The following is a 26,160-nucleotide window of genomic DNA, read 5'->3' on the forward strand; positions in this document are numbered from 1 at the left end:
TAAACTTAAACAAATACTATGAGCATTCCAAAAGGCATGTATATTAGCATATTGCAGTTTATAACTACTTAATTCATACACAGCTACCAGTTTCAAAGGCTATTTATTCCCTTATCCGTACCAGCCGCAGGGTAGTTTTCGGTCAACTCCAGCCCTCAAAATGACAATAACTTGTACGTTCCACTCCGACAGCCCAACCTCTCAAAATAAAACGAGGCGCTGCTTTCGAAAGCAGCGCCTCGTGAGCTAATGCGGTATCAGACTACTTAAGCCCATATTTGCCCCGAAACTTTTGGTTCAGATACGTCTGCTTATTGCTCATGTTGAAGGCTCGGCCATCAATAAAGGCGTACGTTACATTGTTGGTCCGCATGTCCAGTAAGTCGCCGCTGCTAACCACGAGCGTGGCACTTTTACCGGCTTCCAGACTACCGTAGTCCTTGTCGAGGCCCATAATACGGGCCGGACTGAGCGTAACGGCCGTCAGAGCTTGCTCTTTGGTCAGACCATGACCGGCGGCGGTGCCCGCAATAAAAGCCAGATTGCGCGAGCCGGCCGTTTCCTGGTCGCCTTCATAGTCGAGGCAGAAGCGCACACCAGCCTGCTGCAGCAAGCTCGGGAGTTTATAGGGAAGGTCATAGTCATCGCCGGAGCGGCGAGGCAGGGCGTGGATGCGGGACAAGACCACGGCTACATCATTTTGCTTCAAAAAGTCGAGCATCATCCACGCGTCGCGGGCGCCGATGACGGTGACCTTCTGCACACCCAGCCGCTTGGCAAAGCGCACCCCTTCGATTATTTCCTTGCCGTAGTCGGCGTGCACAAACAAGGTCTTGGACCCATCAAACAGGCCGCTCAGGGACGAAAGGCGCAGATTCTCCTTGCGCCCGGCGGGCAGGGCCCGGTAGGCCGATGCTTCGCTGAGCAGCTGTTCCAGGTCGCGGAGTTGCTGCTGCCGGGCTTTTTCGCGCCGTTCTACGGCGGCGGCATCTTCCGTCGGGTTGAGCTTGAGCACCATCGGGGGCCAGTTCAGGTGCAGGCCATCGTCGGTTTTCACCGCGGCATCCTGCCAGTTCCAGGCATCGAGTTGCACAATGCTGCTCTGGCCCGAGAGCAAGCCGCCCCGGGGCGTTACCTGAGCCAGCAGCACCCCGTTGGTGCGCACGGTCGGGATGATATCGGAATCCGTATTGTAGGCAATCAGGGCCCGCACGTTGGGGTTGAGCGTACCTACCTCCCGCTCGTCCACGGTGGCCCGTATGGCTTCTACCTCCGTCAGGCCCAAGGTGGTATTGGGCAAAATCAGGCCGGGGTAGATTTCCTGCCCTTTCACGTCGACCACCTCATAGGTGGCCTTGTCCTGGCTGAAGCCGGATTGCGCGCCGGCGTAAACAATGCGGCCTTTATCGAAAGCCACGGCGGCGTCGGGCACCACGGTCCCGTTGCCGACGTGCAGGGTTCCGCCAAGCAGCAGCACGGGCTTGCTTTGGGCGGGCGCCGGAGTAGGCACCTGGGCCAGCAGGGGCGTGACCGTGAGTAGGGCCAGGGAAAAAAGAATATATTTCATTGAATTAAGGTCTTGAACGTTGGCACCACTACAGAAAGGAACTGGCAATACTGGCGGGGCTTAGTTATCCAGCTCCTTTTCTTCGCCCATCGTGTCGCAGTGAAAATGCTTGTTGGCCTTGGCCGTAGCACCCTGGGTGGGCGCGCCGGCTTTCTTGGCATCCAGCATTTTCTGCACAATGCGCAGCCGCTCCTTTTCCACTTCCTGACGCATGCGGGCGTCCGATTCCACGTCGAACATCTGGCGGCCATCGACGAAGGTGCGCTCGGGGTGGGCGTAAATGCTCAGCGGGTGGTCGGTCCAGAGCACCACGTCGGCGTCCTTGCCTTCCTTGATGCTGCCCATGTGCTGGTCGAGGTGTAGCATCTTGGCCGGGTTGATGGTTACCAGCTTCAGGGCTTCTTCTTCCGAAAGGCCGCCGTATTTCACCGTTTTGGCTGCTTCCTGATTGAGGCGGCGGCTCATTTCGGCGTCGTCCGAGTTGATGGCCACGTTCAGGCCCGCGTCGTGCATGATAGCCGCGTTGTAGGGAATAGCGTCGCGCACCTCGTTTTTGTAGGCCCACCAGTCGGAGAAGGTACTGGCATTCACGCCGTGGGCCTTCATCTTATCAGCCACCTTGTAGCCTTCCAGAATGTGGGTGAAGGTATTGACCTTGAAGCCCATCCGGTCGGCCACGTTCAGCAGCATGTTGATTTCGCTCTGCACGTAGCTGTGGCAGGTGATGAAACGCTTCTGATTGAGGATTTCAACCAGGGCTTCGAGCTCCAGGTCGCGGCGCGGGGCCTCCCCTTTCTTCTGTTTGCCCTTGCTGAGCTTGTCCCAGGCTTTCCACTCCTGCTCGTACTCCTTGGCCCGGGTGAAGGCATCCACGAACACCTGCTCGACGCCCATGCGGGTCTGGGGGAAGCGCAGCACGTTCATTTCGCCCCAGTTGCTCTGCTTCACGTTTTCACCCAGGGCAAACTTGATGAAGCCTGGCGCGCCCTCGATTTTCATTTGCTCGGCCGTCATGCCCCAGCGCAGCTTAATCAGGGCCGACTGCCCGCCGATGGGGTTGGCCGAGCCGTGCAGCAGCTGGGAAGCCACCACGCCGCCCGCCAGGTCACGGTACACGTCGATGTCTTCGGCATCGACCACGTCGCTGACCCGCACTTCGCTGGTCACGGCCTGGGTGCCTTCGTTTACGCCCTCACTGATGGCAATATGGGAATGCTCATCGATAATGCCGGGGGTGAGGTGCTTGCCGGTACCGTCGATGCTGCGGCCCCCTTTGGGTACCGCGAGGTTCTTGCCGATCTTCTGAATTTTGCCATTCTGGAGCAGCACGTCGGTGTTTTCAAGCTTGCCGGCCGCGTCGCTGGTCCACACGGTGGCATTCTTGATAACCACGGTTTCCTGCTGGGGCACCTGGGCCCGGCCAAAGGCCACAAAAGGAAACAGGGCCTGCCCTATCTGGACCGGCTCGGGCGCTTTAGCCGAGTCGCGGCGGGCGGCGCGGGTAGCTTCCTCCTGACGCTGGGCGCTCCACTTCACCTGGGAGGCATCAGCCAGCTGCCCGTCGCCCTGAAACAGGCGGGTTTCGGGAGTGTAGAAACCACTGAGCCGGATAGCCGCACCCTTGGTTTTGGGCGTCGGGTTATACACCAGCGTAGCCAGCTCCCCATTCACCGACAATGCGCCGCGGACCGTATCCTTGGGGGCCAGCACGATGCGCATTTCGGGCGCGTCGGGCTTGCCAGCCACCAACATTTTCAGCTCGGGCTGGCTGCCTACTTTCAAGGTATACACCCCGCGGTAGTCGCTGGGCACGGTGCTGAGCTGGTAGCGCTGCCCCTGCACCCAGTTGTCGAGCAGCACGTTGTCGTCGGCGAAGAGGCGGTTGGAGCACACCAGGAAGTTAGCCACCATGCCGGCTTTGAGGCTACCTACTTGGTTTTGTGCTTTCAGGAGTTCGGCCGGCGTGGCCGTGAGGGCACGCAAGGCCTGCTCCTCGGTCAGGCCGTACTGAATAGCCTTTTTCAGATTGGGCAAAAACTTCTTCTTGTCCTTGAGGTCGGCGGCCGACAGCGCGAAAGGCACCCCGGCCTTGGCCAGAATGGCCGCATTGGCCGGCGCCATTTCCCAGTGCTTGAGTTCTTCCAGTGAAATGCGGGACGCATCGTATACGTCGTCGACATTGTAGGCGTCGGGGAAGTTAAGGCTAATAATCAGCGGGGCCTTGGTAGCCTGGATATCGGCCAGGCGCTGGTACTCGTCGCCCCGGCCTTTGAGAATGTACTGCACCCCGAACTCGTCGCCTACCTTATCGGCCCGCAGCGCCGACTGCTTGTCGCGCACGTCGAAAATCTGCGGGAGCTGGCGCTGCTGGTTAAAGGCCCGGAGCGACAGGTTTTGCTCCTTGGTCGGGTTGCGCTGGTTCCAGTCGGCGTCGAGGTAGGTTTGGCGCAGCAGGGCAATGCTACCCATCAGGGAGCTGGGATAATCCTGGGTGCTGGTGCCTTTATCAAAAGAGTAAGCGGCGGCGGCGCGGTCGGCCAGCACTACTTCCTGCTCCTTGCGGGCCGTGTTCAGGGTAACCAGCGCCGCCGTGCCCCGGGCAATACCATCGGCCTGCTGGGTAAGCACGGCCCCGAAGCCCAGGCGGCGGTATACATCGGCCTGCTCCTCATTCACCTTAAACAGCTCGGCGGCACTGACCTCAGGGTGAATGGCCTGGTTCCAATCGTAGGCGCCGGCTTTCTGGCTGTCAAATTGCGGGCCGCTGCGGCGGCCCTGGCGTTCGGGGGCCTTCACTTCGGGTACCCCGTAGCTGGCGTACAGGTCCACAAAGCCCGGGTAGATGAAGCGGCCTTTCAGATCGGTAATCACGGCCCCGGCCGGAATTTTCACCCCTGTGCCCACGGCTTCTACCTTGCCATCCCGGATGATAAGCGTGGCGTCGGTCAGGCGGGTTTTGTAGTCGGTGAAAATGGTGGCATGGGTAAAGGCGTAGAGCCCGGGGCGCTGGTCGTAAACGCCATTGCGCGGGTACGTGCTGGGCTGGGCATAGGCGGCCAGGCTGCTAAGCAGCAAGCCCCCCGCTAGTCCGAGCTGGCGTAGAGGTAGTGACATGAAGAAACGGTGGAAGGTGATGAAAAAAGCATCGGGATGGAAAGGTAGCGGCAGGTTCGCACTTTTCAGGCGTTTTCACTGAAAAATCCGCAAAACGCGGCTAGCCTACTGCCAAGCTTAACTTTTCTACCCTGCTACCAGTATTTACTTTATTCCTCGTTCTAACCACTTCTCCACCATGCGCAAAGGCACGCAAGTCAGCTGGAAATACGGCACCGGTACCGCCACCGGCAAGATTGAAGAAACGCACAAAGAACCTGTCACGCGTAAGCTCAAGGGCAGCGACATCACCCGCAACGGCACCCCAGAAAACCCAGCGTATGTGATTGTGCAGGAGAACGGCGACCGGGTTATCAAGCTCCAGAGCGAAGTATCGCCGGTGAAGGCCAAGAAGTAACCGCATTACCCCAAGCAATAAAAAGCCCCGCCAGCAGCGTGCTGACGGGGCTTCGTACTCAGAGAGACGTTTAGACTCTAGCGGTTGTGCACATCGGGCTCAATGAAGGCTTGCTCTTCCAGCTCGGTAGGCACTACGACAATGCCTTGCTGCAGCTTGGAGTTTTTCTTGCCGTAGATGAAGTACACGATAAAGCCCAGTACCATCCAGCCGACGGCCAGCTTGAGCGTGTTAGCATCCAGGGCGGCAATCATCAGCAGGCAGATAGCCGCGCCCATGAAGGGTACGAGCGGGAAAGCCGGCGACGAGAGCGGCGAGCGGAAGGGCCGGAACTGCGCCGGGTCGGAGCGGCGCATCAGCCACACCCCAATAGATACTAGCACAAAGGCCAGCAGCGTACCGAAGGACGTCAAATCACCGGCCAGGGAGCCGGGCACAAAGCCCGCAAAAGCGCCCACAAACACCAGCAGTACCAGGTTCGACTTGTAGGGCGTGTGGAACTTGGGGTGCAGCTCGGAAAACGCTTTCGGCATCAGGCCGTCGTTGGCCATGGAGAAGAACACGCGGCTCTGGCCCATAAGCATTACCAGAATTACGGACGAGAAACCGGCCAGAATAGCCACCGTCACGGCCGTGCTCAGCCACTCGAAACCGGGCATGTGCTCCTTGATAGCGTAGGTAACGGAAGCTTCGCCGCCTTTGGCAGGGTCAGCAAATTCGCGCCAGCTGGCAACCCCCGTCAGTACGTGGCCAAACAGAATGTAGAGCACGGTGCATACGGCCAGGGAGCCCAGAATCCCGATGGGCATGTCGCGCTTGGGGTTTTTGGCTTCCTGGGCCGCGGTGCTCACGGCATCAAATCCAATAAAGGCAAAGAACACGATGGCCGCGCCCCCAAGAATACCGCCCCAGCCATGCTTGTTCCAGGCCGAGTACTCGCGCACTACTGCTCCGGCCGCATTTCTCACCGGCTCAGCATTTTCCGGAATCAGGTAGGGCGTGTGGTTGGCGGGATTGATAAACTGCCAGCCTACCGCAATAAAAATCAATACAATGGCCACTTTCACCACCACAATTATAGCGTTGAAAGTTGCCGACTCCTGCGTCCCCTTAATCAGGAGCAGGCTGAGCACAATAATGATAAACAAGGCGGGCAGGTTCACAAAGCCATGCTGCATCACCCCATTCACGGCCGCACTTTCGAAGGGCGAGTGGCACCATTCGTAGGGGATACTCATCCCAAAGACCTGTAAGAGCTTATTGAGGTATTCGCTCCAGGCAATGGACACGGTAGCCGCCCCCAGGGCGTACTCCATAATCAGGGCCCAGCCAATAACCCAGGCGACAAATTCACCCATGGTAGTATAGGCATAAGTGTAGGCCGAACCAGCAATCGGAATCATAGCCGCAAACTCGGCGTAGCACAAGCCCGCAAAAGCGCAACCAATAGCGGCCACGATAAAGGCCAGCGTTACGCCCGGACCAGCTGCCTGGGCCGCCGCGGCGGCCGTGCGCACAAACAGGCCGGCGCCAATAATGGCACCCACGCCCAGCGCGACAAGGTTGGCCGCGCCCAAGGTGCGCTTAAGCGCCCCTTCTCCGGAGGAGTTAGCCTCACCGAGCAGGATAGCCAGGGGTTTTTTGGCGAAAATATTTGCCATACAATGAAGAAAAGAGAAGAAAGAAGGTGAGAAAGGATAGTAAAACAGGTGCGAATTGGCTTCGCCTGGCCCGAATATAGGCGATAATCAGCACTATTAAGCCAAAGAGCCCCACTCCACGGTTTGGTTGCATCAGGCCCAAAAGTCCGGTTCAGCCTGCTCACAACACCTATATAGGGAAAGCAAAAGCTAATTTCAGACAAATCTTGTCCTTTCCGTGGCCGATGCCCGTATTGTCCAACTCTTCCAAAAGACAGCAGCCAGTTGGCATGCTTTTGGACAATGCCTTAAAAGAACATAATAAATCCTCTCTCCTTTTCTCTTTCGCATGAACACCACTCAAGTTTTTTAAGACCTGCCTTGTTGCCTTTGCTCTTAACAGCGCCGTTGTTGGCTTTTCAGGTGCCGCTCCTCTGCCCACAGCTTTCATCGGGCAAGGCGACCGGACAATTGCCGAGGAAGCTTCGGCTATCGTGACGCGCCTGGAGCGGGGCCTGGGCACTCTTAATAACGGCCAGCGCGACGCGCTGCGGCAAGGAGCCGAATCCTTTGCCCGCGACCGGCGAGCAGCTAACGGGGATGCCCAGGTGATTGCCGGGGCCGCGGCCCAGTTTGACCGCCTGGCTCAAGGCGCCCTGACGCCCGCCCAGTACGAGCAGTATCAGGCCAATAAAAACTATTACCTGCTGGCCCAGGGCCCAAACCCCACGAAAGGACAGCCCAAAACCAGCACGACGGCAGTAGCTACCATGGTTAACCGGTTTGAGCAAGGCTTGGGCGGCCTCAACAACGGGCAGCGCGATGCTATTCGCCAGCTGGCCGAAACTTACGTGCGCGACTACACGGCGGCGCAGCAGAACCCCCAGTTGATTGAGGGAACGGTGGCACAGTTTGAACGCGGCCTGCGCGACGCTATCAGCCCGGCCCAGTTTAGCACCTACGAAAGCAACAAATCGTACTACTTGAACGGCAAAGCTGGTCAGGGTGGCCGCGGTGGTAAAGGTGGCCTTCGCCGGGGCCGCTAAGCCTTGTCAGGTACCAATTGACACCCGGTGACTTACATAAAGGAGGCTGTAAAGGCCTCCTTTATAGGTATGGGCGGCGTTTCATTACTGATTTTTCTAAACCCACTGCTGAACGATTGCCAAGCCCTGTGGCGCACGCGAAGTTTGAACGCCTAACGCCTCCTCCTGCACCATCCGCTACCTTATAACGGTATGAGGATGAAGTCCGAACTACAGACGGCAGCGGAATTCAACGCAAGAGCTCCGGTCTTCACAGATCGGGGCTCTTTTTTTAATTACGACTTAACTGTAACATACACAAGCAGTAGAGCCAGCCCCCACCGAACGAAACTGCCTGGTGACCGGTTTAGAGTATCTTCTCAAATAAAAACCTTGCTGACTCTGGTCAGTCCTGATTTCCAACCTCTGTTTCTTATATTTGACCTATTCGCCTGCTTTTCGAGGCCTGGCGTTCACCAACCCTACACCCCATGAGTCCCCTTCCCAGTAGTACCGCGTCGGTACAGATTCAGCAATTCTACGACAAGGGTCTGGCCCACGCCAGCTACGCCATCCGCTGCGGCCGGCAGGTTGCCATCATCGACCCGGCCCGCGACCCGCAGCAGTACTACGACTTTGCCGATGAGCACGAAGCCGACATTGTGGCCGTTATCGAAACTCATCCGCACGCTGATTTTGTCTCGTCGCACCTGGAAATCGCACAGGAAACAGACGCCATTATTTATTGCAGCAAGCTGGTAAAAGCCAGCTATTCCCATCGCCCCTTCGACGACGGCGACCGTATCACGCTGGGCAGCGTGGAACTGCACGCCATCAATACCCCCGGGCATTCCCCCGACAGCATTTCTATTCTGCTCATCGACGACCTGGCCCAGACCCGGGCCGTGTTCACTGGTGATACGCTGTTCGTGGGCGACGTCGGCCGCCCCGACCTGCGCGAAAATGAACTGGTAGGTGGGCACAAGCGGGAGGAACTGGCGGCGCAGATGTACCACAGCACCCGCACCAAGCTCATGACCCTGCCCCCCACTACGCGGGTATATCCGGCGCATGGACCTGGTAGCCTCTGCGGCAAAACGACCAGCACCGATCTGGACAGCACCATTGGCAAGGAGCTGAAAACCAACTATGCCCTGCAACCCATGAGTGAGCAGGAGTTTGTAAAAGTGTTGCTGGAAGACCAGCCCTTCGTGCCCAAATACTTCGGCCACGATGTGCAGCTCAACAAAGTCGGCGCGCTGCCTTTTGAGGACAGTATTCGGGCCGTACCCCGCGTGCAGCCCAATGCTGCTCTGGAAAATGGCGTACTCGTAATTGATACCCGCCCGCAGGCTGAGTTCAAACAAGCGCATTTGCCTGGTTCCATCAACCTGCAGGACGGGGGCAAATTCGAAACGTGGCTGGGTTCGGTAGTGGGCCCGAATGAGCAGTTCTACCTGATTGCCGATTCGCAGATTGCCCTGGATACCGTGATCCGCAAGGCGGCCAAAATCGGTTATGAAACCAATATCAAAGGGGCCTTGCTAACGCCTACCGTGCTACCCGCTAGCAGCCCGGTTGCCGAGGTGGAACACGTGCGCGAGCGGCCCGAAGACTTCACCATCGTCGATATTCGCAATTATACCGAAGCTAAGCAGCCCGTTTTTGCCGATGCCCTGGTGATTCCGTTGCCCGAGCTGCGGGAGCGGGCCCACGAAGTGCCCACCAACAAGCCAATCCTGGTGCACTGCGCCGGGGGCTACCGGTCGGCGGCGGGCAGCAGCATTCTGGAAGCCGCGCTGCCCGGTGCCCAGATCTACGATTTGAGCGAGGCGATTACCGATTTCCAAAAGCAGGCGGTTCACTAAGCAAGCTCTTGCCAGGCATAAGGCGGAGGTTCGTGGGGCTTGTCCTCGGCGGGCCTCCGCTTTTTTGTGCTGCCTGCTTCGGCGGGAACCCAATGCGGAGATAGTATCTTTGAAGAATATGCGCGTACTACATACTGCCGACTGGCACTTGGGCCAACGCTTTATCAGCGGCCACGAACGAACCGACGAGCACCGCTACTTTTTGGAGTGGCTGGTAGACGTCGTGCGGGAGCAGCGGGTGGAAGTGCTGGTAGTAGCCGGCGACATTTTTGATACCGGCTCGCCTTCTAACCAGGCTCTGGAGCTGTACTATTCGTTTCTGCTGAACATGCGCGGCACCGGTTGCCGCGACATCGTGGTGGTGGGCGGCAACCACGACTCCCCGGCCACGCTCAACGCCCCCGCCCGCCTGCTGCGCCACCTGCGCGTGCACGTAGTCGGCTGCGTACCCGACTGCTTCGACGACCAAGTCCTGGTACTCGATGATGCCAACGGCCAGCCGGGACTGGTCGTCTGCGCCGTGCCTTTCCTGCGCGACCGGGACGTGCGCCTTTCGGTGCCGGGCGAGTCGGCCGAGGAACGGGAGGCCCGCATCAAGCAGGGCATTGCCGATCATTATGCCCGCGTGGCCGAAGTCGAGCGGGTATGGCAGCTCAAGGACCTGGGCCTGCCCGTGCTGGCTACCGGTCACCTCTACGCCGCCGGAGCGGCGCCGTCTGATTCGGAGCGCACCATTCACGTGGGCAACCTGGGCCAAGTCACGGCCGACCACTTTCCCACTATCTTCGACTACGTAGCCCTGGGCCACTTGCACCGTCCCCAGCGCGTGGGCGGCCGGGAGCATATTCGCTACAGCGGCTCCCCGATTCCGCTGTCATTTTCGGAAATCGACCATCCCAAGGAAATCCTGCTGCTGGAATTTGCGGAAGGCAAGCTCCAGACTCTGGAAGCCCTGCCCGTACCCGGCACCCGCCGGCTGGCCCGCTTCCACGGCTCTTTGCCCGACGTTATTACCAGCCTGGAAACCTACGACAACACCGGTTTTCGGCTGCCCGCCTGGGTAGACGTGGAGGTTCGCTCCGAACTAACCCAGCTGGAAGTAGCCGAGCAGTTGCTCAAAACCATTGCCCTACTCGACCGTCAGCACATCGAGGTACTGTCGCGCCGCCACTTTCGCCTCGTCACGCTGCGGGCTTTGGGCACCGAGGCTGATGAGACCCCGCTGACGCCCAGCTTGCACGATTTTACGGAACGGGAAGTATTTGAGCGCCGCCTGGCGGACGAACCCGAGGTCAGCCGCCCGGAATTATTGGGCGCCTTTGACGAGCTGCTGGAGTGGATGCACCAGCATCATTCCTAGCAAGCCAGCTGCACAATCCACCGTATCTTTACTTACCTGCTGGGGCCGCTGCTACTTACTGGCCACCCGCCTTCCTCATAGCCTGACGCTTTTTTCGAATGAAGATTCTTCGCGTCCGTTTTTTTAACCTGAACTCCCTGCGCGGGCAGCACGAAGTCGACTTTGCGGCCTCGCCGCTGTCGGATGCGGGCTTGTTTGCTATTACCGGCCCTACCGGCGCGGGCAAAACCACCATTCTGGACGCCATTACCCTGGCCCTCTACGGCCAGGTGCCCCGCCACGATGGCAGCGGCCCCGAGCAGGTGATGAGCCACGGTACGGGTGAGAGCTGGGCAGAGGTAGAGTTTCAGGTAAACGACAAGCGCTACCGCTCCAAGTGGGGCCAGTACCGCTCGCGCAAGAAAGCCGATGGCAAGCTCCAGCCCCCCACCATGGAGCTGAGCGAATACCAGGCGCCCCAACACCCGCAGGCCGAAGAGCAGTGGTCGTTTTTAGAGACCTATAAGTCGAAGGTGCCCGGCCGGGTAGCCGAGCTTAGCGGCCTGGAGTACCGGCAGTTTCTGCGCTCGGTGCTGCTGGCCCAGGGCGAGTTTACCAAGTTCCTGAAATCCAGCCCCGGCGAGCGGGCCCAGCTGCTGGAAAAGATTACCGATACTCGCAAGTACTCCGATATTTCCCGGGCTGCGTTTGAGAAAGCCAAGCAGGAAAACCAGCAGGTAGAGGTCTTGCGCGCCGGTCTGGCCGGCGTCACGCTGCTCAGCCCCGACGAGGTAGCCGCCCTCGAGGCCGAAGTACATGATTTTACTACGCAGCTCACTACCACTACGGCTGAGCAGCAGCGCCTGAGCGAAGCCCAGATCTGGCTGCGGCGCCTGGAAGAGCTGACCGCCCGCCAGCACCACGGCCAGCAGCGCCTCCTGACGCTGGCTCAGGAAGCCGAGGCATTGTCGCCGATCCGGCAGCGGGTAAGCCAGCACGAGCAGGCCCTGCCCTTCCGCACACCCTGGGCCTTGCTGCAGCAGGCCCAAACCCAAATTCAGCGCCTGCAGAGCGAAGCCGAGCAGTTGCAACGAGGATTGCCCCGGTTGCAGGAACAGCTTGCCAGTGCCCAGCAAGCCCGCAAACAAGCCCAGCAAGCCCGGGATGCCGCCGTGGAAGCTCAGCAGCAACAGGAGCCCAAACTGCGCGAAGCGGAAAAGCTCGACACGGTTATCCAACTAGAAGAGGCTCAACTGTTCAAGGGCAAGCAGGAGTATGACCGGAATAATGAGCAGTGCAAGCAGCTCAAAGCTAGTGCCGAGCAGGCCGCCGGGCGCCTGCGCGAGCTGCAGGCCCAGCTCAAGGAGCTCAGCAAGTGGCTCGAGCTGCATGCCAACGTGAGTGAGCTGGCGGAGGTACTGCCCGAGCTGTCGGCCAATATTCAGGACTGGGAGCATCTGAACTCTGAGCTCAGCCAGTTGCGGCTGCGCCTGCAGGAAGTGCGTCAGCGCCAGCAGCAGGCCGAACTGGCCGCCGCTGCCCACCAGCAAGCCGCCGCCACGGCCCAGCAGCAACTGACTGAGTTGGCGACTCAACAGCAGGCCGCCTTGGCCGGCCGCAACCGGTGGCTGCGGCGCCTGCGCCACCAAGTAGCATCCTTGCAAAAGGACCAGGAAACCCAGCAGCAGCACTGGGACGATTTGCGCCGCAGTCTGCAGATGCAGCAGTTGGTACTCTCGCACACCGACACGCGGCAGCTGCTCGTGCCCGGGGAGCCCTGCCCCGTGTGCGGAGCGTTGGAGCATCCCTACCTGGCCGGTGTGCTGGGTATCAGCCAGGATTCGGTGCAACGCGACACCCAGCGCGAGGAAGAACTAGGCCAGCGCGTACGAGCCCTGGGCACCCGCTTCAACCGCCTGAATACCTACGTCACCATGTTGGAGCAAACCACCGGCGACCAGGAAACCGGCCTGGATGAGCCGATTCAGCTGCTGCCCGAAAGTGAGGAATCCCAGGTTGGGGAGCAGGTCCGGATGCTGGTAAAGCAACTGCAGGAGCTGGAGCGCCAGCGCGCCGCCGCCGAGCTGCAACTGGCCCAGGCCAGCAGCCAGCATACCGGCGCCGCCCGCCAGCAGCACGACTACGCCCAGGATGCGGATAAGCTCAGCCAACAGCTGCGCGATGCCGAAGAGCGGATTCCTACCGTGCGGGGCATTATCAGTAGCCAGCTCAGCAACTTCGGCCTAGAATTCGCCGACCAGAACGGCCGGGCCCTGATGGAGCTGGCCAGCAAGCGGGCGGCCGAGTTCAGCCAGAAACAACAGGCCCAGCAGGAAGCCAAGCAGGCCCTGGCGGGCATCAGTGCCACGTTTGAGAAAACGGAGGAAGAGCGGGAGCGGCTGCAAACAACCCTGCGGACCCACAAGCAAGAACTGCTCGAACAGCACGCCGCCATTCAGCAGCACAAGCAGCAGCGGCACGAGCTGTTTGCCGGCGCCAACGTGGCAGTTGCCATCCGGGAGTTGGCGGCGGCAGTGGAGCAGGCTACCCAGCAATTGGAAAAACTAACCGAAGCTCAGAAAGGGCAGGAAACGGCCCTGTCGGTGGCAACGGAAAGCTTGCGCAAGAGTGAGCAGGAAGCGGCCCGGCAACAGTTGGAGCACGAGCAGCAGCACGCAGCGCTGGTAGCGGAACTGCAAACGGCCGGCCTTACCCCCGATCCGGCCGCCCTGGCTACGCTGTTGCTGCCCGATACCGAGGTGCGCCGCCTGGCCGACCAACTCCAAACCCACGAGCGGGCCGTGGCAGCCACCCAGCAAAGCCTGACCGAAGCCGCCCAACAGTTTCAGCAAGAACAAACCCGCAACCTGACCACGGAGCCCGCCGAAACCGTGCGTCAACAGTTACAAGGGTTGAATGAGCAGCTCGCCCAGCTCAACCAGCAGCTTGGCCAGCGGCAGCAGCGCCTGCTCGACCATCACCGGGGCTTGGAGCGACACGCAGCCTTGGTTGAGCAGCTGGACAAGCAGCAGCAGGAAGCCCGGCGCTGGCGGCAGCTGGCCGACCTCATCGGCTCGGCCGACGGCAAGAAGTTTAGCGAGTTTGCCCAGGGCCTGACCCTGGCCCGCCTCGTGGATTTGGCCAACCGCCACCTGCACCGTCTCACCGACCGGTACCGCATCACCCGCAACCCCGAGGAACACCTGGATTTGCTCATTGTAGACGAATATCAGGCCGGCAACAGCCGCACGATGAACTCCTTATCGGGTGGGGAAAGCTTCCTGGTAAGCCTGGCCCTGGCCCTGGGCTTGTCGGAACTGGCCGGCCGCAAAACCCAGATTGACACCCTCTTCATCGACGAAGGCTTCGGCACGCTCGACCCCGACACGCTGGAAGTGGCGCTATCGGCCCTGGAAACCCTGCAAGGCTCGGGCAAAACCATTGGCATTATTTCCCACGTCGAAGCCCTCAAAGAGCGGGTAACTACCCAGATTAGCGTGCGCAAAGGGGCCGGCGGGGTAAGCTCGCTGCGGGTTGTCGGCTTCGGGGTCGAGGTAGACTAAGCTTTGCTAACGGCGCTTGGGGGAGCCGCGGCCCGAATATCGGCCCAGGTCCAGTAGCGCCGGGGCTGCATGTGGGCGTAGCCTTGCCTGAAGAAGCTTACTACCGCCTGTTCTACCACCTGTGGCGCAATCGAGGAAGTGTACAACGGGCGCTGGTCGGGGTCGGCGTAGCGCTCGGGCTTTTTCAGGGTGTTGCCGGCCAGCCGCAGCAGTGGGCCCGTGTCGGTAATACCGTCGAAGGTCCAGCGGTACGGGCTTGTTTCCTGGGCGTTTAGCTGGGCGGCCAAACCGGCTAAGGGCAGACGGGGCAGCGTGGGGCGCGACTCCAGGTCTACCCAGGTAGTGTATTTGTATTCCAGCTCGTAGCGCTGCGCATCGTAGAGGCTCAGCACGATGTCGTAGCCGGCAGTAGGACCAAAAAGAGCGTAGTACGGTAAGGGCTCGGGAGCCCGCACCACCACCAAGCCGATGTCGGGGTAGCACGTGAGCTGCACGGCCGGACTTTGCATCAGCTCTACGGCCCGTTGCACCCGTTCGTATTCCGGGGCCCAGGCCGCCCGTCCGCTATCTGGTTGCCGCACCATGTCGGCAAAGCGGGGCAGAAACCACTCGAACTTCTCGACGCAGGCTTCATCCTCCCGGCGGCGCAACCTGGGGGCTCCGAAAGGCGGATAAAACAGCTCTTTCTCCTTCGCGTTCAGCCAGCACACCAGCTGCAAGGCGTGCTCGGCCTGGGGCTGCTGCCAATCCGACTCCCGGAAGTCGCCCAACCGGGCCGTGTGCCGCAGCAACTCTTCATGCGCCAGGGCCAGTTCGGGATGCAGCAGGCTCCAGACTCCCACGAAGCCATCCACATCGAAATGATTGGCCGTAACTGCCGCCGCTTCCAGGCCCGGTGCTGCAGGGTGGCGCAGGGCCCGCAGCACCGAGCCGGCACTGGTATCGTCGCGCAGGGCTACCGGAGTTGGGGCACCCCGCCAGTGGGCCAGTACCAAAGCGGCCCCGGTGGCAGTACTGTCAACCACAATAGTGGGCTGCTGCCGCAAGGAGGCAAACGGTACAAATCGATACGTCATATCTGTTTTTAAAAGCACGCCGGACCAGGAGGGCCAGCACAACCGGCTGCCTCAGGCCCCAAAGCTACTGCCGGCGCCGGCGGTTTGAAATATGCTCAACGCGGCTGCGCCGAACCCAGTGCAGGTACTTCTGCAACTCGGGCGCCTGCTGCAATGCCTCGATGGTGGCATACTGCCGTGCCAATTCCCGATTACTCAACAACAAATGAATAGTGCTGTGGCAAGGCTGGCACAGGGCAACGGTGGGGCCATAGCGGCCTCCTTCTTCCCGCGGCACCAAATGATGGCGGGTTACGGAGCGCACTTCGCGCTGGCACAACTCGCAGGTAGGCTCAGTGCCTGAGGCAAGCTCAACGGGCAACGGCCACTGGAGGAGCTTAGCTCGACGCTTAGCCATAAGCAAAAGACAGGCAGATGGTTGCGAAAAGAATAGTTGGCATGCTTTTTATAAATGGACTGCGACGAGAAATAAAAAAATATGTTGCATCTGCGTGCAAATAAATTCTATATTTGGTTGCGGGGATGGAGTAAAGTCACTTCTATTCGCTATTCCCGGTGCTTCAACAACTTTTTTACTTTCCAAATCAGGTTCCTATCTCCTCATCCCACCCCGCGCTTTCTAACTTTTTCCCTTTTAGCAACTCATAACCTTTTTACATACACACCATGCGTGACTTTACTCACAACACTTCCCTTCGCCTCTCTCATCTGCTCCGGGCAGCCGGCTTGGTGGTAGCCTTGTTGGTACTGACTCCAACAACATCTAAGGCTCAGACCTGGCTGGTATCAACCGACGCCTTCATCAAAATGGGCGTGATGGACAAGTTTGGCCAACTCGGCAACTACACGGCCCGCTTTGTCGTGACCAGCCAAACCACTGGCAAAGAATATATCCTGGTAAAGCAGATCGAAAAAGGCCAGAACGGCGTTGACGTTATCTTCCCGTCGGAGCCCTCCGACCCCGACTACTTCAAAACCGAGTCGGGGGAGGCAGCGAAAGGCACCCCGGGCCGCTACACCTGGGAATGCCAAGTGTCAGGCAAGAAAGTAGTGGGAGGCCGCTTTACCTTCCCGGAGGTTGGCAATGATATTACCGTCGTCGACCGCCGCTAACTGCTTACCTGGCAAGTATTCCATTCTTATAGCCCGCTCTGCTTCGGTAGAGCGGGTTTTTTTGTACCCAGCAATTTGCCAAGCGCCCCGGCGCTGCGTATACCAGCTACGCCGAGCTGCTTGCCAGCTTCCCTATTAACTTTACCGTCTCTGCCCAATGCCTAAAAAATCCTTCAGTGAGCTAATCAACAGCCCGGGTATGCCGGTGCTGGTCGACTTCTACGCCGACTGGTGCGGCCCCTGCAAAACCATGGCTCCCATTCTGGAGCAGGTAGCGGCCCAGCACCAGGGCAAGCTTAAAGTCATCAAGATTGATGTGGACCGCAACCCCGCCGTGGCCCAGCAGTTTCGGGTGCAGGGCATTCCGACGCTGATTTTATTTCACAAAGGCCAGCCCGTGTGGCGGCAGTCGGGGGTGGTACCGGCCCAGCAACTTGCCCAAACGGTGCAGAACTACCTGTAACAAGCAACCCTTCCGGTCTTCCCGGGCTCTATAGCAAACCGGCCCGGGCAGCTCGGTTTGCAGCAAGCTACCCGAGCCGGCTGCTTTGCATATCTGGTAGGCTACTCAGTAACAGGCACTAGCCTTAAACTATCCGTCTACAACCGGCGTTTGGCAAGCGAAGCTGACTACCTTTGCAGTTGCTTGTTCTATTTGCCCCAATGCGCTTATATCTTTCGGTTTTACAGTTTAGTGTTTTCTTCTTACTCAGTGCCCTGTCGGTGCAGGCGCAGCAGCGCTTTACACTCAGCGGCTATGTGCGCTCCAGCGCCGACCGTAGTGGCTTGCCGGGCGCTTCGGTAGCCGTGCCAGCATTGGGCACGGGCGTAACAGCCGACTCCACCGGATATTATTCCCTGACTTTGCTCGAAGGCCGGCACCAGTTGGCTATTTCCTTTATTGGCTACGTAACGCAAACCCGGGAACTGAATCTGACCAAATCTCAGCGCCAGTCCTTTAGCTTGGCCGAAGCCAGCAACCAACTCGGGGAGGTTGTTATTGAAGGTACAGGGACGCTGGAGCAGAAGCTGCAAACCACCCAGATGAGCGTAGAGCACCTTAGTGCCCGCGACGCCAAGCTACTACCCGCCCTGTTCGGGGAAGTTGATTTGCTGAAAACCCTGCAACTCAAGCCTGGGGTGCAAAACGGGGGCGAGGGTACCAGCGGCCTGTTTGTGCGCGGGGGCTCGGCCGACCAGAACCTGTTTTTGCTCGACGATGCGGTGGTGTATAACCCCTCCCACCTGTTCGGCTTGTTTTCCGTCTTCAATGCCGATGCTATTCAGAGCGTGGACCTCTACAAGGGTGGGTTTCCGGCCCAGTACGGCGGGCGCCTTTCGTCGGTGGTGGATGTAAAAACCCGGGAGGGCAACCCGCAGAAGCTGGGCATCAGCGGCGGCCTGGGCCTGATTTCGTCGCGCCTGACGGTAGAGGGCCCAATTGTAAAAGACAAAGGCTCCTTCACGCTGTCGGGGCGGCGGACGTATTTCGACGTGTTTACCCGCCAGATCAACAAAATGAACGAGGACACGGAGGATTACAGCCCGATTCCGGACTACTATTTCTACGACTTCAACGCCAAGGCCAACTACAAGATCGGGCAGAAAGACCAGCTTTTTCTGACCGGTTACTACGGCCGCGACGTGTTCGGCTTTAACAGCACCGGGGGCTTCAACTTTGACTTTGTGTGGGGCAACACCGTGGGCGTGCTGCGCTGGAACCACGTGTTTTCACCGAAGCTGTTCCTGAATACCTCCTTCTCGGCGACCCGCTACCAGTACCAGATTGCCAACAAGCTTGACCAGTTTGGCTTCAGCCTGTCGTCCGAAATTCAGGACTATGCCCTGCGCTCCGACCTGGATTACCAGCCCAATGAAAAGCACACCCTGCGCCTGGGTGTGAGTGCCACCAATCACCGTTTCAACGTGGGCCGCCTCTCGGCCAACAGCACTGATGGCAGCCTGAACATTGGTTCGGAAACGATATATGGGGGCCAGGAAGCATCGGTATACGCCTCCGATAATTTCAAGGCATCCGAGGAACTGCAGCTCGACTACGGCCTGCGCCTGACGGGCTTCCAGAGCGGCTCCGACCGGTTTGCGGCCCTGGAGCCGCGCGGGTCAGTGCGCTACTCGCTCACGCCCAAAACCTCGCTCAAGGCCAGCTACGCCATGATGTATCAATACGTGCATCTGGTCAGCAACTCGGGCGCCTCCCTGCCGACGGATATCTGGTACCCGTCGCGGCTGAACGTGAAGCCCCAACGCTCCCAGCAGGTGGCCACCGGGGTTAGCTTCTTGCTAGGCCAGGGTAAGTACCTGCTGACAAATGAGGTGTACTACAAGTGGGCCCAAAACCAGGTGGACTTCCGCGACGGAGCCCAGCTGTTTGGCAACAGCGACCTGGACGCCGAATTTTTGTTTGGCAAGGGCTGGAGCTACGGCAACGAGCTGTACTTGGAGAAAAAGACGGGCCGCACCACGGGCTGGGTTGGCTACTCCCTGGCCTGGACCAAGCGGCAGTTTCCGGCTCAGCGCGGCGGCAGCGGCGTCAACAATGGCAAAGTGTTCTACCCAACCTACGACCGGCGGCACAACCTGACGGTGGTGGGCCTGCACCAGCTCAACGAGCGAATCAACCTGACGGCCTCCTTCGTCTTCACCTCGGGCGCCCCGACGACGCTGCCCCAGGGGCGGTTTTTTATGCAGGATATTTTCGGCGATGATGTCGAAGCCGTGCCGATTTACCCGGACCGTAATACCTACCGCATGGCTCCCTACCACCGCATGGACCTGGGCATGGTCTACAAGCTGCGGCCCAAGCGGGGCGAGTCCGATTTGACTTTCAGCGTGTACAACGCCTACAACCGGCGCAACCCCTACTTCATCTACTTCGACCAGGAGCGGGATGAAACCACCGGGGCTCCGCAGAGCTTCCGGGCCCGGCAGGTGTCCTTGTTTCCGGTAATCCCGTCCGTCACGTATAACTTTAAGTTCTAAGCAATTCTGTTGGCCTTGCGGTGTCTGTATTCATGAATTTCTTTTTCTATCTACTCCAACAGCTGACCCGCCGCGTGCGGACCGCCACCCGCCTGGGGCCTCTAGCCGCGCTGCTTCTGGTGGGTGCTACCGGCTGCAACCTGCAGAAGGATATCGATGTCGAGCTGCCGGCTTTTCCGGCCCAACTCGTGGTCGAGTGCTACCTGGAGCCCGGGCAGGTGCCCCGGCTCACGGTAAGCGAAACGGCGCCCTATCTGAGCGTACCCACTCCTACCCTGCTCACCGACGTCTCGGTGGTGCTTACGCACCCTTCCGGGCAGAAAGAAGCGTTCCGCTTCACCCCCGGTCAGGACACGCTCACCCAGAAGCTCTACACGCACATGGGCAAAAACCCGCTGGTGGCCAAGCCCGGCGACACCTTCCAGCTCGATGTGAAAGACACGCACGGACGCCACGTGAAGGGCACGGCCACTATGCCTTCTTCCATTACCATTGATTCGCTGGTGTGGAAATTCAACGATAAAACGGCGGAGGAGCGCAAAGCCTACCTGCTGGTCAAGTTTCAGGATCCGGCGGCTACGGCCGACTTCTACCGCCTGCAAATTCACAAGGACAGTATTTCCAAAGACCCCAACCGTGACTTCGAGCTGGATGACCGGCTGACCAACGGCCAGCTCATGACCTTGGGCACCAGCTACCGCTACTCGACCAACGACACGCTGCTCGTCACGCTGTACCACATCGACCAGCCGTATTATCGGTTTTTGCAGTCGGTAAGCGACGCTCAGAATGCCAACGGCAACCCGTTTGCGCAGCCCGCGTCGGTCAAGTCGACGGTGGAAGGTGGAGTGGGTGTTTTTACCGTTCTGAGCTACCACCGCCGCAAGATTGTTATCCGTTAATAAGTCACGCACAGACAAAAAAGGCCCGAAAACTACTTTTCGGGCCTTTTTTGTCTGTGGTGGATATGCGTTACTGTTTTTCCAGCACGGCCCGCAGCAGGCTGGTCAGGCGCGGCTCGGCTTCGGCGGCTACGCGCAGAATGTCCGCTATTTCCACCCGCTTGAGCTTGCCGGGCGAGCAAAGGTCGGTGATGACGGAAATGGCCAATACGGGCAGGCCCATGTGCACGGCGGCAATAACCTCGGGCACGGTGCTCATGCCCACGGCATCGGCCCCGATGGTGTGCAGGTAGCGGTACTCGGCGGGCGTTTCGAGCATGGGGCCGGGCAGGCTGGCGTACACACCGCGCCGCACCTTATCGGCAAAGCCCAGCTGCTGGGCGGCCTCCTGGGCCTGGCTGAGCAGCTCGTGGCTGTAAGGCTCCAGCATGTCGGGAAAGCGCGGGCCCAGCTCGTCGAGGTTTTTGCCCACCAGCGGGTTGGTAGGTTGCAGATTAATATGGTCCTCAATCAGCATCAGGTCGCCGTAGTTGTAGTCGGGGTTGAGGCCGCCCGAGGCGTTGCTGACAAACAGCTTCTGAATGCCCAGCAGCTTCATGACGCGCACCGGAAACACCACCTGCGGCATGGAGTAGCCTTCGTAGTAATGAAAGCGGCCCTGCATCACCAGCACCCGGCGCCCGGCCAGGGTACCGGCCAGCAGGTTGCCCGAGTGGCTTTCCACCGTCGACACCGGAAAGTGCGGAATCTGGGCGTAGGGCAGCGTAAAGGCTATATCAATATCGTGAACCAGGGCACCCAGGCCGGTGCCGAGGATGATGCCGAATTCGGGTTGAAAGTCGCCGATTTGCTGGCGGATGTGGGCGGCGGCTTCGCGCAGGTTGTGCATGCTAAGGAGTTTAGGGCGGAAAGGTAGCTGTTGCCGGGCAACTGTCCGGAAAGAAATAACCGCCCAAATGGGTTCAAACAATTCTGGCCAAACAATTTAAATTGTTTGGCCAGAATTGTTTGAACCGTCACGAGGCAACGAATCAGCTACTGAATATTCAGCTCAAACGGCAGACGGGCCTGCACGCCGGTCATGGTTGAGAGCTTCTTGTACTGCTCGTACACGGGGTACATCGGGCCCATTTCCTCTTTCACCAGGTGCAGGCGGGCTTCTTCGCTGGCGGTGTTGAACATACTTTCCAGCATGTTTTTCTGGCGGGGCAGGCGCTGAATCTTGTAGTCGTCCTGTTTCAGGTTGGCCCGGCGGGCAGCAATGCGCATGGCGTCCTCGAACGAGCCCAGCACGTCGACCAGGCCGCGGGCTTTGGCTTCGGTGCCCGACCATACCCGACCCGAGGCCAGGCGCCGCAGCCGCTCTACCGGCATGTGGCGGCCCTGGGCGGCCTTGGTGGTGAAGTCGGCGTAGATCCGGTCCACTTCCTTTTGCAGCTGCTGCTTCTCAAACGCAGTGAGGGGCCGCGTGATGGTAGGCAAATCAGAGAACTTGCCGGTCGTAACCCGGTCGGTGGTGATGCCGAGCTTGTCGCGCAGCAAAGGCTGGATGTTGGGCAACACGCCAAATACGCCGATGCTGCCGGTGATAGTGTTGGGGTGGGCCACGATGGTGTCGCAGGCCATGGCAATGAAGTAGCCGCCCGAAGCCGCCACATCCGACATCGAGCAGACCACGGGCTTCACCTTTTTGGTCAGAATTACCTCCCGGTAAATGATGTCGGAAGCCAGCGACGAGCCGCCGGGCGAGTTGACGCGCAGTACCACGGCCTTCACGTTGTCGTCGAGGCGGGCCTGGCGAATGGCGTCGGCGAAGCGGGTGCTGCCAATGTTGTCGTTGCCGCCCTTACCGGTCACGATGTCGCCGTCGGCGTAGATAACGGCAATGCGGTTGTCGCTGGTGCTGCCGTCTTCGTTGTCGTCGGCATCCTGGTAGTCGCTCAGGCCGACCAGGCTCAGCTTTTTCTTCTGGTCCAGCCCTACTTTACCCTTCATAAAGTCGAGGGCCTGGTCGTAGTAGCCCAGGTTGGTCACCAGGCCCAGGCGCTTGGCATCTTCGGCGTTGTGCACCAGCATCGAGTCGGAAATCATTTTCAGACGGGCCGTTTCAATGCCGCGGGTTTTGGCCACGTTCTGCAACATGTAGTTGTTAATCGAGTTCAGGAACGAGGACGTTTGCAGCCGGGCCGAATCCGACATCGAGTCGCGGAAGTAAGGCTCCACGGCGCTTTTGAACGAGCCCACCCGGAAGATATACGGCTCAATGCCGGCCTTCTCGAACAGGTTCTTGTAGTAGTACGTCTCCGAGCTTAGCCCGTTGAACTCGAGCGTGCCCTGGGGGTTGAGGTAGAGCTTATCGGCCACCGAGGTGAGGTAGTAGCTTTTCTCGGAGGCAATGTCGTTGTAGGCCACAATGAACTTGCCCGACTTCTTGAAGTCCAGCAGCTCATTGCGGATTTCTTCCAGGGAGGCCATGCCGGCCTGCACCAGCTCCACGTTCAGGAAAATGCCCTTGATGTCGTTGTCTTTCTTGGCCCGGCGGATAGCCAGCTTGAGCTGATCCAGCCCGATATTATCGGCCTGGCTGCTAAACAAGGCGGCAAAGGATTCGCGGCTTTCCCGCTCCGACACGGGCCGGTCGAGCTTGAGCTCCAGCACCGAGTCTTTGGCTACCGTGGCCGCCGAGTCGCCGCTGACGGCAGCCACCAAAAAGCCCAGGCCGATGATAACGCCCACCAGCGCAAACAGTGCCAGGCCGGTGAGCGTGGCCAGGACGTACTTCAGAAATTGTCTCATGCAAAAAGGAAAGGAATAGCGAGTTGGATAGTAAGCAAATGTAGAAGGCTTTCGGCTCTCCAGCATAGAGGGAAAAAAGCTGGTTAGCGTTGCTTCTAAGGTGTCTAACGAAATCCGGGGTTTGATACTTTAGTTAATCCCTGAATATTGCCAACCAGTCTTAGTGCTGGCTCTGACCCAACCTAGCATCGATGTCGGCATCGTTGTCGATATCCGGAATCTGGCTCCAGAGTAAAATTAGCACGGCCAGCAAAGCCAGGAAGATAACGACCCCGATGCGCACTACACGTTTCATGGCTAATGATTTAATACCCGTATTTGTCGCCCCACCACTGGCGCAGGCGCTCCTGCATCTTGTGCTCGGCCGGGTTGTGGCCAGGGTGGTAGAACACGGTGCCGCTCAGGGCTTCGGGCAAGAATTCCTGGTAAGCAAAACTACCTTCGTAGTCGTGGGAGTACTGGTACTGATTGCCATAGCCCAGCTCTTTCATCAGCTTGGTGGGGGCGTTGCGCAGCGGGATGGGCACGGCCTGCACACCCTGCTGGCGCACCAGAGCCCGGGCCTCGCGGATAGCCTTGTAGCTGGCGTTGCTCTTGGGCGAAGTGGCCAGGTACACCACCGTCTGGCCCAGAATAATGTCCGATTCGGGCATGCCGATAACCGTCACGGCCTGGAAGCAGCTCTGGGCCAGCATCAGCGCGTTGGGGTTGGCGTTGCCGACGTCTTCGGAAGCCAGGATCAGCAGGCGGCGGGCAATAAACTTGGGGTCTTCGCCCCCTTCCAGCATCACGGCCAGCCAGTAGAGTCCCGCATTGGGGTCGGAGCCGCGGATGCTTTTGATAAAGGCTGATATGACGTCGTAGTGCATTTCCCCGCCCTTGTCGTAGCGGGCCAGGTTTTGCTGGGCCAATTGCTGCACTACGGCGTCGGTGATGACGATTTCGCCGGTTTCGGGGTCGGGCCGGCTCGACTCTACCACGATTTCGAGCAGGTTGAGCAGTTTGCGCGCGTCGCCGCCCGAAATCAGCAGCAGGGCCCCGTACTCAGCCACCCGCACTTTTTTCTGCTTAAGCAGCTCGTCTTCGGCCAGGGCTTTGTCGACCAAGTCTGTCAACACTTCCTTACTCAGGGGCTCGAGCACGTAGACCTGGGCCCGGCTAAGCACGGCCGGAATGACTTCGAACGACGGATTCTCGGTCGTAGCCCCAATCAGGGTGACGATGCCCTGCTCCACGGCCCCGAGCAAGGCATCCTGCTGGGACTTGCTGAAGCGGTGAATTTCGTCGATAAACAGCACCGTGCCCCGCTGCCGCTTGGCTTTGTCGATAACGTCGCGCACGTCCTTGACCCCGGCATTAACGGCGCTCAGAGCGGCAAAGGGCTGCCCCAGGGCTTCGGCCAGCAAGTGGGCCAAGGTGGTTTTGCCCACGCCGGGCGGGCCCCACAAAATCAGGGAAGGCAGGCGCTTAGCATTAAGGTAGCGCCGCAGCACGCCCTCGGGCCCGATGAGGTGCTGCTGGCCGGCGTACTCGTCGAGGGTGCGGGGCCGGCGACGCTCGGCCAGGGGCGCGTTGGCCGCCACCGGTGGGCGCGTGGCGGCAGCGGAGGAAGAAGGTTCGGAGTCGAAAAGGGAGCCGGTAGCCATAGGAAAGGAATAAGCTATAAAGGTACGGCGGGAGGCGGCGTCAGGGTTAGCCCGGCGCCCTGCAGAAAACCGCCGCCGCTTCCTGCGGTTGCTATACGGCGCCCGAACCGGGGCCGCGCCTGTTACCTTTGCCCCCGATGAAAAATTCTCTCCGCGTCCACGCGGCTTTATTTCTGGTGGCCGTCATTTACGCGGCCAACTATAGCCTGTCCAAAGATGTGATGCCGCACTATATGGGCCCCTTCGGCATCGTGACCCTGCGCATTCTGGGCGCGGCCCTGTTCTTTGGCATCGTGAGCCGCCTAGTAGCCCCCCAGGACCAGATTCTGGGCCGGGCCGACAACATCCGGTCGGTTTTGTGCGGCATTATCGGCATTGGGGGCAACCAGCTGCTGTTCTTCTCGGGCCTGAACTACACCTCGCCCATTAATGCTTCCCTGCTGCAAACCATTGCTCCCATTGTCGTGGTCATTGCCTCGGCCGTGCTGCTGCGCGAAAAAATAACCTTGCTGCGGGTGCTGGGTATTCTGCTGGGCGGCGTTGGGGCAGCCACCGTTATCCTGAGCCGGGAAGCCGGCGGGGCAGTATACCCGAATGCCACGCTGGGCAACCTCTTTATTCTGCTCAATGCCACCGCCTTTGGGGTATACCTGGTTATCGTTACGCCCCTGATGCGCACTTACCATCCCTTCACGGTGCTGGCCCGCATCTTTCTGGTAGGCGCCGTCGTGGCCGTGCCCTTCGGCTGGCGCGGGGCCCTCACGGCCGACTACAGCAGCTTTCCGCTCTACATCTGGGCCGAAATCGTGTATATGGTCGTGTGCCTGACGATTATGGCCTACCTGCTCAATAACTGGGCGCTGAAGTACGCCTCCCCCGCCCTGCTGGGCGTCTATATCTACCTGCAGCCCATTCTGGCCGTACTCATTGCCGTAGCCCTGGGCAAAGACCATTTCACCTGGGCCCGGGCGCTGCAGGCCGCCCTTATTTTCGGCGGGGTATTCTTGGTGAGTCGCAAGCCCAAGCAGGCCCCGGTAGCGGCCGAAACTGCGGTGCTGGAGCCCGTGCGGGAGTAGCCGGTGGCAATATTGGCTTAGGCGGCAGCGTTTCATGG

Annotated in this window: 20 protein-coding genes; 10 read left to right on the forward strand and 10 right to left on the reverse strand. The window is 59.6% G+C overall.

Going from position 1 to position 26,160, the window contains the following annotated elements; genetic code table 11:
- Nucleotides 1–262 precede the first annotated feature (262 nt).
- Together E5K02_RS08915 and E5K02_RS08920 are read right to left on the reverse strand one after the other, a co-directional pair.
- Complete coding sequence (locus E5K02_RS08915) at nucleotides 263–1,567, reverse strand: amidohydrolase family protein (RefSeq protein ID WP_135394128.1); 1,305 nt, start codon at nucleotides 1,565–1,567, stop codon at nucleotides 263–265.
- A gap of 60 nt (nucleotides 1,568–1,627) precedes the next feature.
- Entirely contained in the window at nucleotides 1,628–4,681 is a 3,054-nt protein-coding gene (locus tag E5K02_RS08920) for an amidohydrolase family protein (RefSeq protein ID WP_135394130.1), read from the reverse strand.
- A 178-nt stretch (nucleotides 4,682–4,859) separates the two neighbouring features.
- Between E5K02_RS08920 and E5K02_RS08925 the strand changes: the two genes are divergently transcribed.
- Nucleotides 4,860–5,078: a hypervirulence associated TUDOR domain-containing protein gene (locus tag E5K02_RS08925; RefSeq protein ID WP_135394132.1), complete on the forward strand. Its 219-nt coding sequence runs from the start codon at nucleotides 4,860–4,862 to the stop codon at nucleotides 5,076–5,078.
- 77 nt (nucleotides 5,079–5,155) lie between these two features.
- Here E5K02_RS08925 and E5K02_RS08930 read toward each other — a convergent pair whose 3' ends face one another.
- Entirely contained in the window at nucleotides 5,156–6,739 is a 1,584-nt protein-coding gene (locus E5K02_RS08930; protein ID WP_135394134.1) for an amino acid permease, read from the reverse strand.
- A 169-nt stretch (nucleotides 6,740–6,908) separates the two neighbouring features.
- The gene (locus E5K02_RS08935) at nucleotides 6,909–7,169 is read right to left on the reverse strand and encodes a hypothetical protein (RefSeq protein ID WP_135394136.1); all 261 of its coding nucleotides are present in this window, start codon (nucleotides 7,167–7,169) and stop codon (nucleotides 6,909–6,911) included.
- Nucleotides 7,170–7,212: 43 nt separating this feature from the next.
- On the opposite strand from E5K02_RS08935, the gene E5K02_RS08940 reads away from it, so the two are divergent.
- The 4 genes from E5K02_RS08940 (at nucleotide 7,213) to E5K02_RS08955 (ending at nucleotide 14,513) form a co-directional block, all read left to right on the forward strand.
- Nucleotides 7,213–7,764, forward strand: coding sequence for a hypothetical protein (locus E5K02_RS08940; protein ID WP_135394138.1), 552 nt, complete (start codon nucleotides 7,213–7,215; stop codon nucleotides 7,762–7,764).
- A gap of 470 nt (nucleotides 7,765–8,234) precedes the next feature.
- Nucleotides 8,235–9,611 carry an MBL fold metallo-hydrolase gene (locus tag E5K02_RS08945; RefSeq protein ID WP_135394140.1) on the forward strand — a complete coding sequence of 459 codons (1,377 nt, stop codon included), beginning with the start codon at nucleotides 8,235–8,237 and terminating at the stop codon, nucleotides 9,609–9,611.
- Nucleotides 9,612–9,729: 118 nt separating this feature from the next.
- Nucleotides 9,730–10,971 carry an exonuclease subunit SbcD gene (gene sbcD / locus E5K02_RS08950; protein WP_135394142.1) on the forward strand — a complete coding sequence of 414 codons (1,242 nt, stop codon included), beginning with the start codon at nucleotides 9,730–9,732 and terminating at the stop codon, nucleotides 10,969–10,971.
- Nucleotides 10,972–11,069: 98 nt separating this feature from the next.
- Nucleotides 11,070–14,513, forward strand: coding sequence for an AAA family ATPase (locus E5K02_RS08955; protein ID WP_135394144.1), 3,444 nt, complete (start codon nucleotides 11,070–11,072; stop codon nucleotides 14,511–14,513).
- Here the strand turns inward: E5K02_RS08955 and E5K02_RS08960 are convergent.
- Together E5K02_RS08960 and E5K02_RS08965 are read right to left on the reverse strand one after the other, a co-directional pair.
- Nucleotides 14,510–15,589, reverse strand: coding sequence for a DUF6687 family protein (locus E5K02_RS08960; protein ID WP_135394146.1), 1,080 nt, complete (start codon nucleotides 15,587–15,589; stop codon nucleotides 14,510–14,512). The genes E5K02_RS08955 and E5K02_RS08960 overlap by 4 nt on opposite strands.
- A gap of 64 nt (nucleotides 15,590–15,653) precedes the next feature.
- Nucleotides 15,654–15,986 (reverse strand): HNH endonuclease, encoded by a 333-nt coding sequence (locus E5K02_RS08965; protein ID WP_240737208.1) that lies wholly within the window; start codon nucleotides 15,984–15,986, stop codon nucleotides 15,654–15,656.
- A 269-nt stretch (nucleotides 15,987–16,255) separates the two neighbouring features.
- On the opposite strand from E5K02_RS08965, the gene E5K02_RS08970 reads away from it, so the two are divergent.
- The 4 genes from E5K02_RS08970 (at nucleotide 16,256) to E5K02_RS08985 (ending at nucleotide 20,604) form a co-directional block, all read left to right on the forward strand.
- Nucleotides 16,256–16,702, forward strand: coding sequence for a hypothetical protein (locus E5K02_RS08970; protein WP_135394148.1), 447 nt, complete (start codon nucleotides 16,256–16,258; stop codon nucleotides 16,700–16,702).
- 157 nt (nucleotides 16,703–16,859) lie between these two features.
- Entirely contained in the window at nucleotides 16,860–17,165 is a 306-nt protein-coding gene (gene trxA / locus E5K02_RS08975) for a thioredoxin (protein ID WP_135394150.1), read from the forward strand.
- Between the two features lie 200 nt (nucleotides 17,166–17,365).
- The gene (locus E5K02_RS08980) at nucleotides 17,366–19,702 is read left to right on the forward strand and encodes a TonB-dependent receptor (RefSeq protein ID WP_135394152.1); all 2,337 of its coding nucleotides are present in this window, start codon (nucleotides 17,366–17,368) and stop codon (nucleotides 19,700–19,702) included.
- A 32-nt stretch (nucleotides 19,703–19,734) separates the two neighbouring features.
- Nucleotides 19,735–20,604, forward strand: a complete 870-nt coding sequence (locus E5K02_RS08985) for a DUF4249 domain-containing protein (RefSeq protein ID WP_135394154.1) — start codon at nucleotides 19,735–19,737, stop codon at nucleotides 20,602–20,604.
- Nucleotides 20,605–20,674: 70 nt separating this feature from the next.
- Here E5K02_RS08985 and E5K02_RS08990 read toward each other — a convergent pair whose 3' ends face one another.
- From E5K02_RS08990 to E5K02_RS09000, 4 genes are all read right to left on the reverse strand, one after another.
- On the reverse strand, nucleotides 20,675–21,493 hold the full coding sequence (locus E5K02_RS08990; RefSeq protein ID WP_135394156.1) for a purine-nucleoside phosphorylase: 819 nt from the start codon (nucleotides 21,491–21,493) through the stop codon (nucleotides 20,675–20,677).
- A 146-nt stretch (nucleotides 21,494–21,639) separates the two neighbouring features.
- Nucleotides 21,640–23,400, reverse strand: coding sequence for a signal peptide peptidase SppA (gene sppA / locus E5K02_RS08995; RefSeq protein WP_135394158.1), 1,761 nt, complete (start codon nucleotides 23,398–23,400; stop codon nucleotides 21,640–21,642).
- A gap of 160 nt (nucleotides 23,401–23,560) precedes the next feature.
- Nucleotides 23,561–23,695 carry a hypothetical protein gene (locus E5K02_RS26040; RefSeq protein ID WP_262709840.1) on the reverse strand — a complete coding sequence of 45 codons (135 nt, stop codon included), beginning with the start codon at nucleotides 23,693–23,695 and terminating at the stop codon, nucleotides 23,561–23,563.
- A gap of 10 nt (nucleotides 23,696–23,705) precedes the next feature.
- A complete protein-coding gene (locus tag E5K02_RS09000; RefSeq protein WP_135394160.1) occupies nucleotides 23,706–25,046 on the reverse strand; it encodes a replication-associated recombination protein A in 1,341 nt (446 codons plus the stop codon).
- A 137-nt stretch (nucleotides 25,047–25,183) separates the two neighbouring features.
- Between E5K02_RS09000 and E5K02_RS09005 the strand changes: the two genes are divergently transcribed.
- The gene (locus E5K02_RS09005; RefSeq protein ID WP_135394163.1) at nucleotides 25,184–26,122 is read left to right on the forward strand and encodes a DMT family transporter; all 939 of its coding nucleotides are present in this window, start codon (nucleotides 25,184–25,186) and stop codon (nucleotides 26,120–26,122) included.
- The last annotated feature ends 38 nt before the right edge of the window (nucleotides 26,123–26,160 follow it).

Source organism: Hymenobacter metallicola (assembly GCF_004745645.1).
Lineage (GTDB): Bacteria > Bacteroidota > Bacteroidia > Cytophagales > Hymenobacteraceae > Hymenobacter > Hymenobacter metallicola.

Bases quoted from the DNA above. Each gene is read 5' to 3' on its own strand.
- E5K02_RS08960 (WP_135394146.1), bottom strand. From the start codon at position 15,589: ATGACGTATCGATTTGTACCGTTTGCCTCCTTGCGGCAGCAGCCCACT.
- E5K02_RS08945 (WP_135394140.1), top strand. From the start codon at position 8,235: ATGAGTCCCCTTCCCAGTAGTACCGCGTCGGTACAGATTCAGCAATTC.
- E5K02_RS08965 (WP_240737208.1), bottom strand. From the start codon at position 15,986: ATGGCTAAGCGTCGAGCTAAGCTCCTCCAGTGGCCGTTGCCCGTTGAG.
- E5K02_RS08935 (WP_135394136.1), bottom strand. From the start codon at position 7,169: ATGAAAGCTGTGGGCAGAGGAGCGGCACCTGAAAAGCCAACAACGGCG.
- E5K02_RS08985 (WP_135394154.1), top strand. From the start codon at position 19,735: ATGAATTTCTTTTTCTATCTACTCCAACAGCTGACCCGCCGCGTGCGG.
- E5K02_RS08930 (WP_135394134.1), bottom strand. From the start codon at position 6,739: ATGGCAAATATTTTCGCCAAAAAACCCCTGGCTATCCTGCTCGGTGAG.
- E5K02_RS08915 (WP_135394128.1), bottom strand. From the start codon at position 1,567: ATGAAATATATTCTTTTTTCCCTGGCCCTACTCACGGTCACGCCCCTG.
- E5K02_RS08980 (WP_135394152.1), top strand. From the start codon at position 17,366: ATGCGCTTATATCTTTCGGTTTTACAGTTTAGTGTTTTCTTCTTACTC.
- E5K02_RS08925 (WP_135394132.1), top strand. From the start codon at position 4,860: ATGCGCAAAGGCACGCAAGTCAGCTGGAAATACGGCACCGGTACCGCC.
- E5K02_RS09005 (WP_135394163.1), top strand. From the start codon at position 25,184: ATGAAAAATTCTCTCCGCGTCCACGCGGCTTTATTTCTGGTGGCCGTC.
- E5K02_RS08990 (WP_135394156.1), bottom strand. From the start codon at position 21,493: ATGCACAACCTGCGCGAAGCCGCCGCCCACATCCGCCAGCAAATCGGC.
- E5K02_RS08955 (WP_135394144.1), top strand. From the start codon at position 11,070: ATGAAGATTCTTCGCGTCCGTTTTTTTAACCTGAACTCCCTGCGCGGG.
- E5K02_RS09000 (WP_135394160.1), bottom strand. From the start codon at position 25,046: ATGGCTACCGGCTCCCTTTTCGACTCCGAACCTTCTTCCTCCGCTGCC.
- E5K02_RS26040 (WP_262709840.1), bottom strand. From the start codon at position 23,695: ATGAAACGTGTAGTGCGCATCGGGGTCGTTATCTTCCTGGCTTTGCTG.
- sppA (WP_135394158.1), bottom strand. From the start codon at position 23,400: ATGAGACAATTTCTGAAGTACGTCCTGGCCACGCTCACCGGCCTGGCA.
- sbcD (WP_135394142.1), top strand. From the start codon at position 9,730: ATGCGCGTACTACATACTGCCGACTGGCACTTGGGCCAACGCTTTATC.
- trxA (WP_135394150.1), top strand. From the start codon at position 16,860: ATGCCTAAAAAATCCTTCAGTGAGCTAATCAACAGCCCGGGTATGCCG.
- E5K02_RS08970 (WP_135394148.1), top strand. From the start codon at position 16,256: ATGCGTGACTTTACTCACAACACTTCCCTTCGCCTCTCTCATCTGCTC.
- E5K02_RS08920 (WP_135394130.1), bottom strand. From the start codon at position 4,681: ATGTCACTACCTCTACGCCAGCTCGGACTAGCGGGGGGCTTGCTGCTT.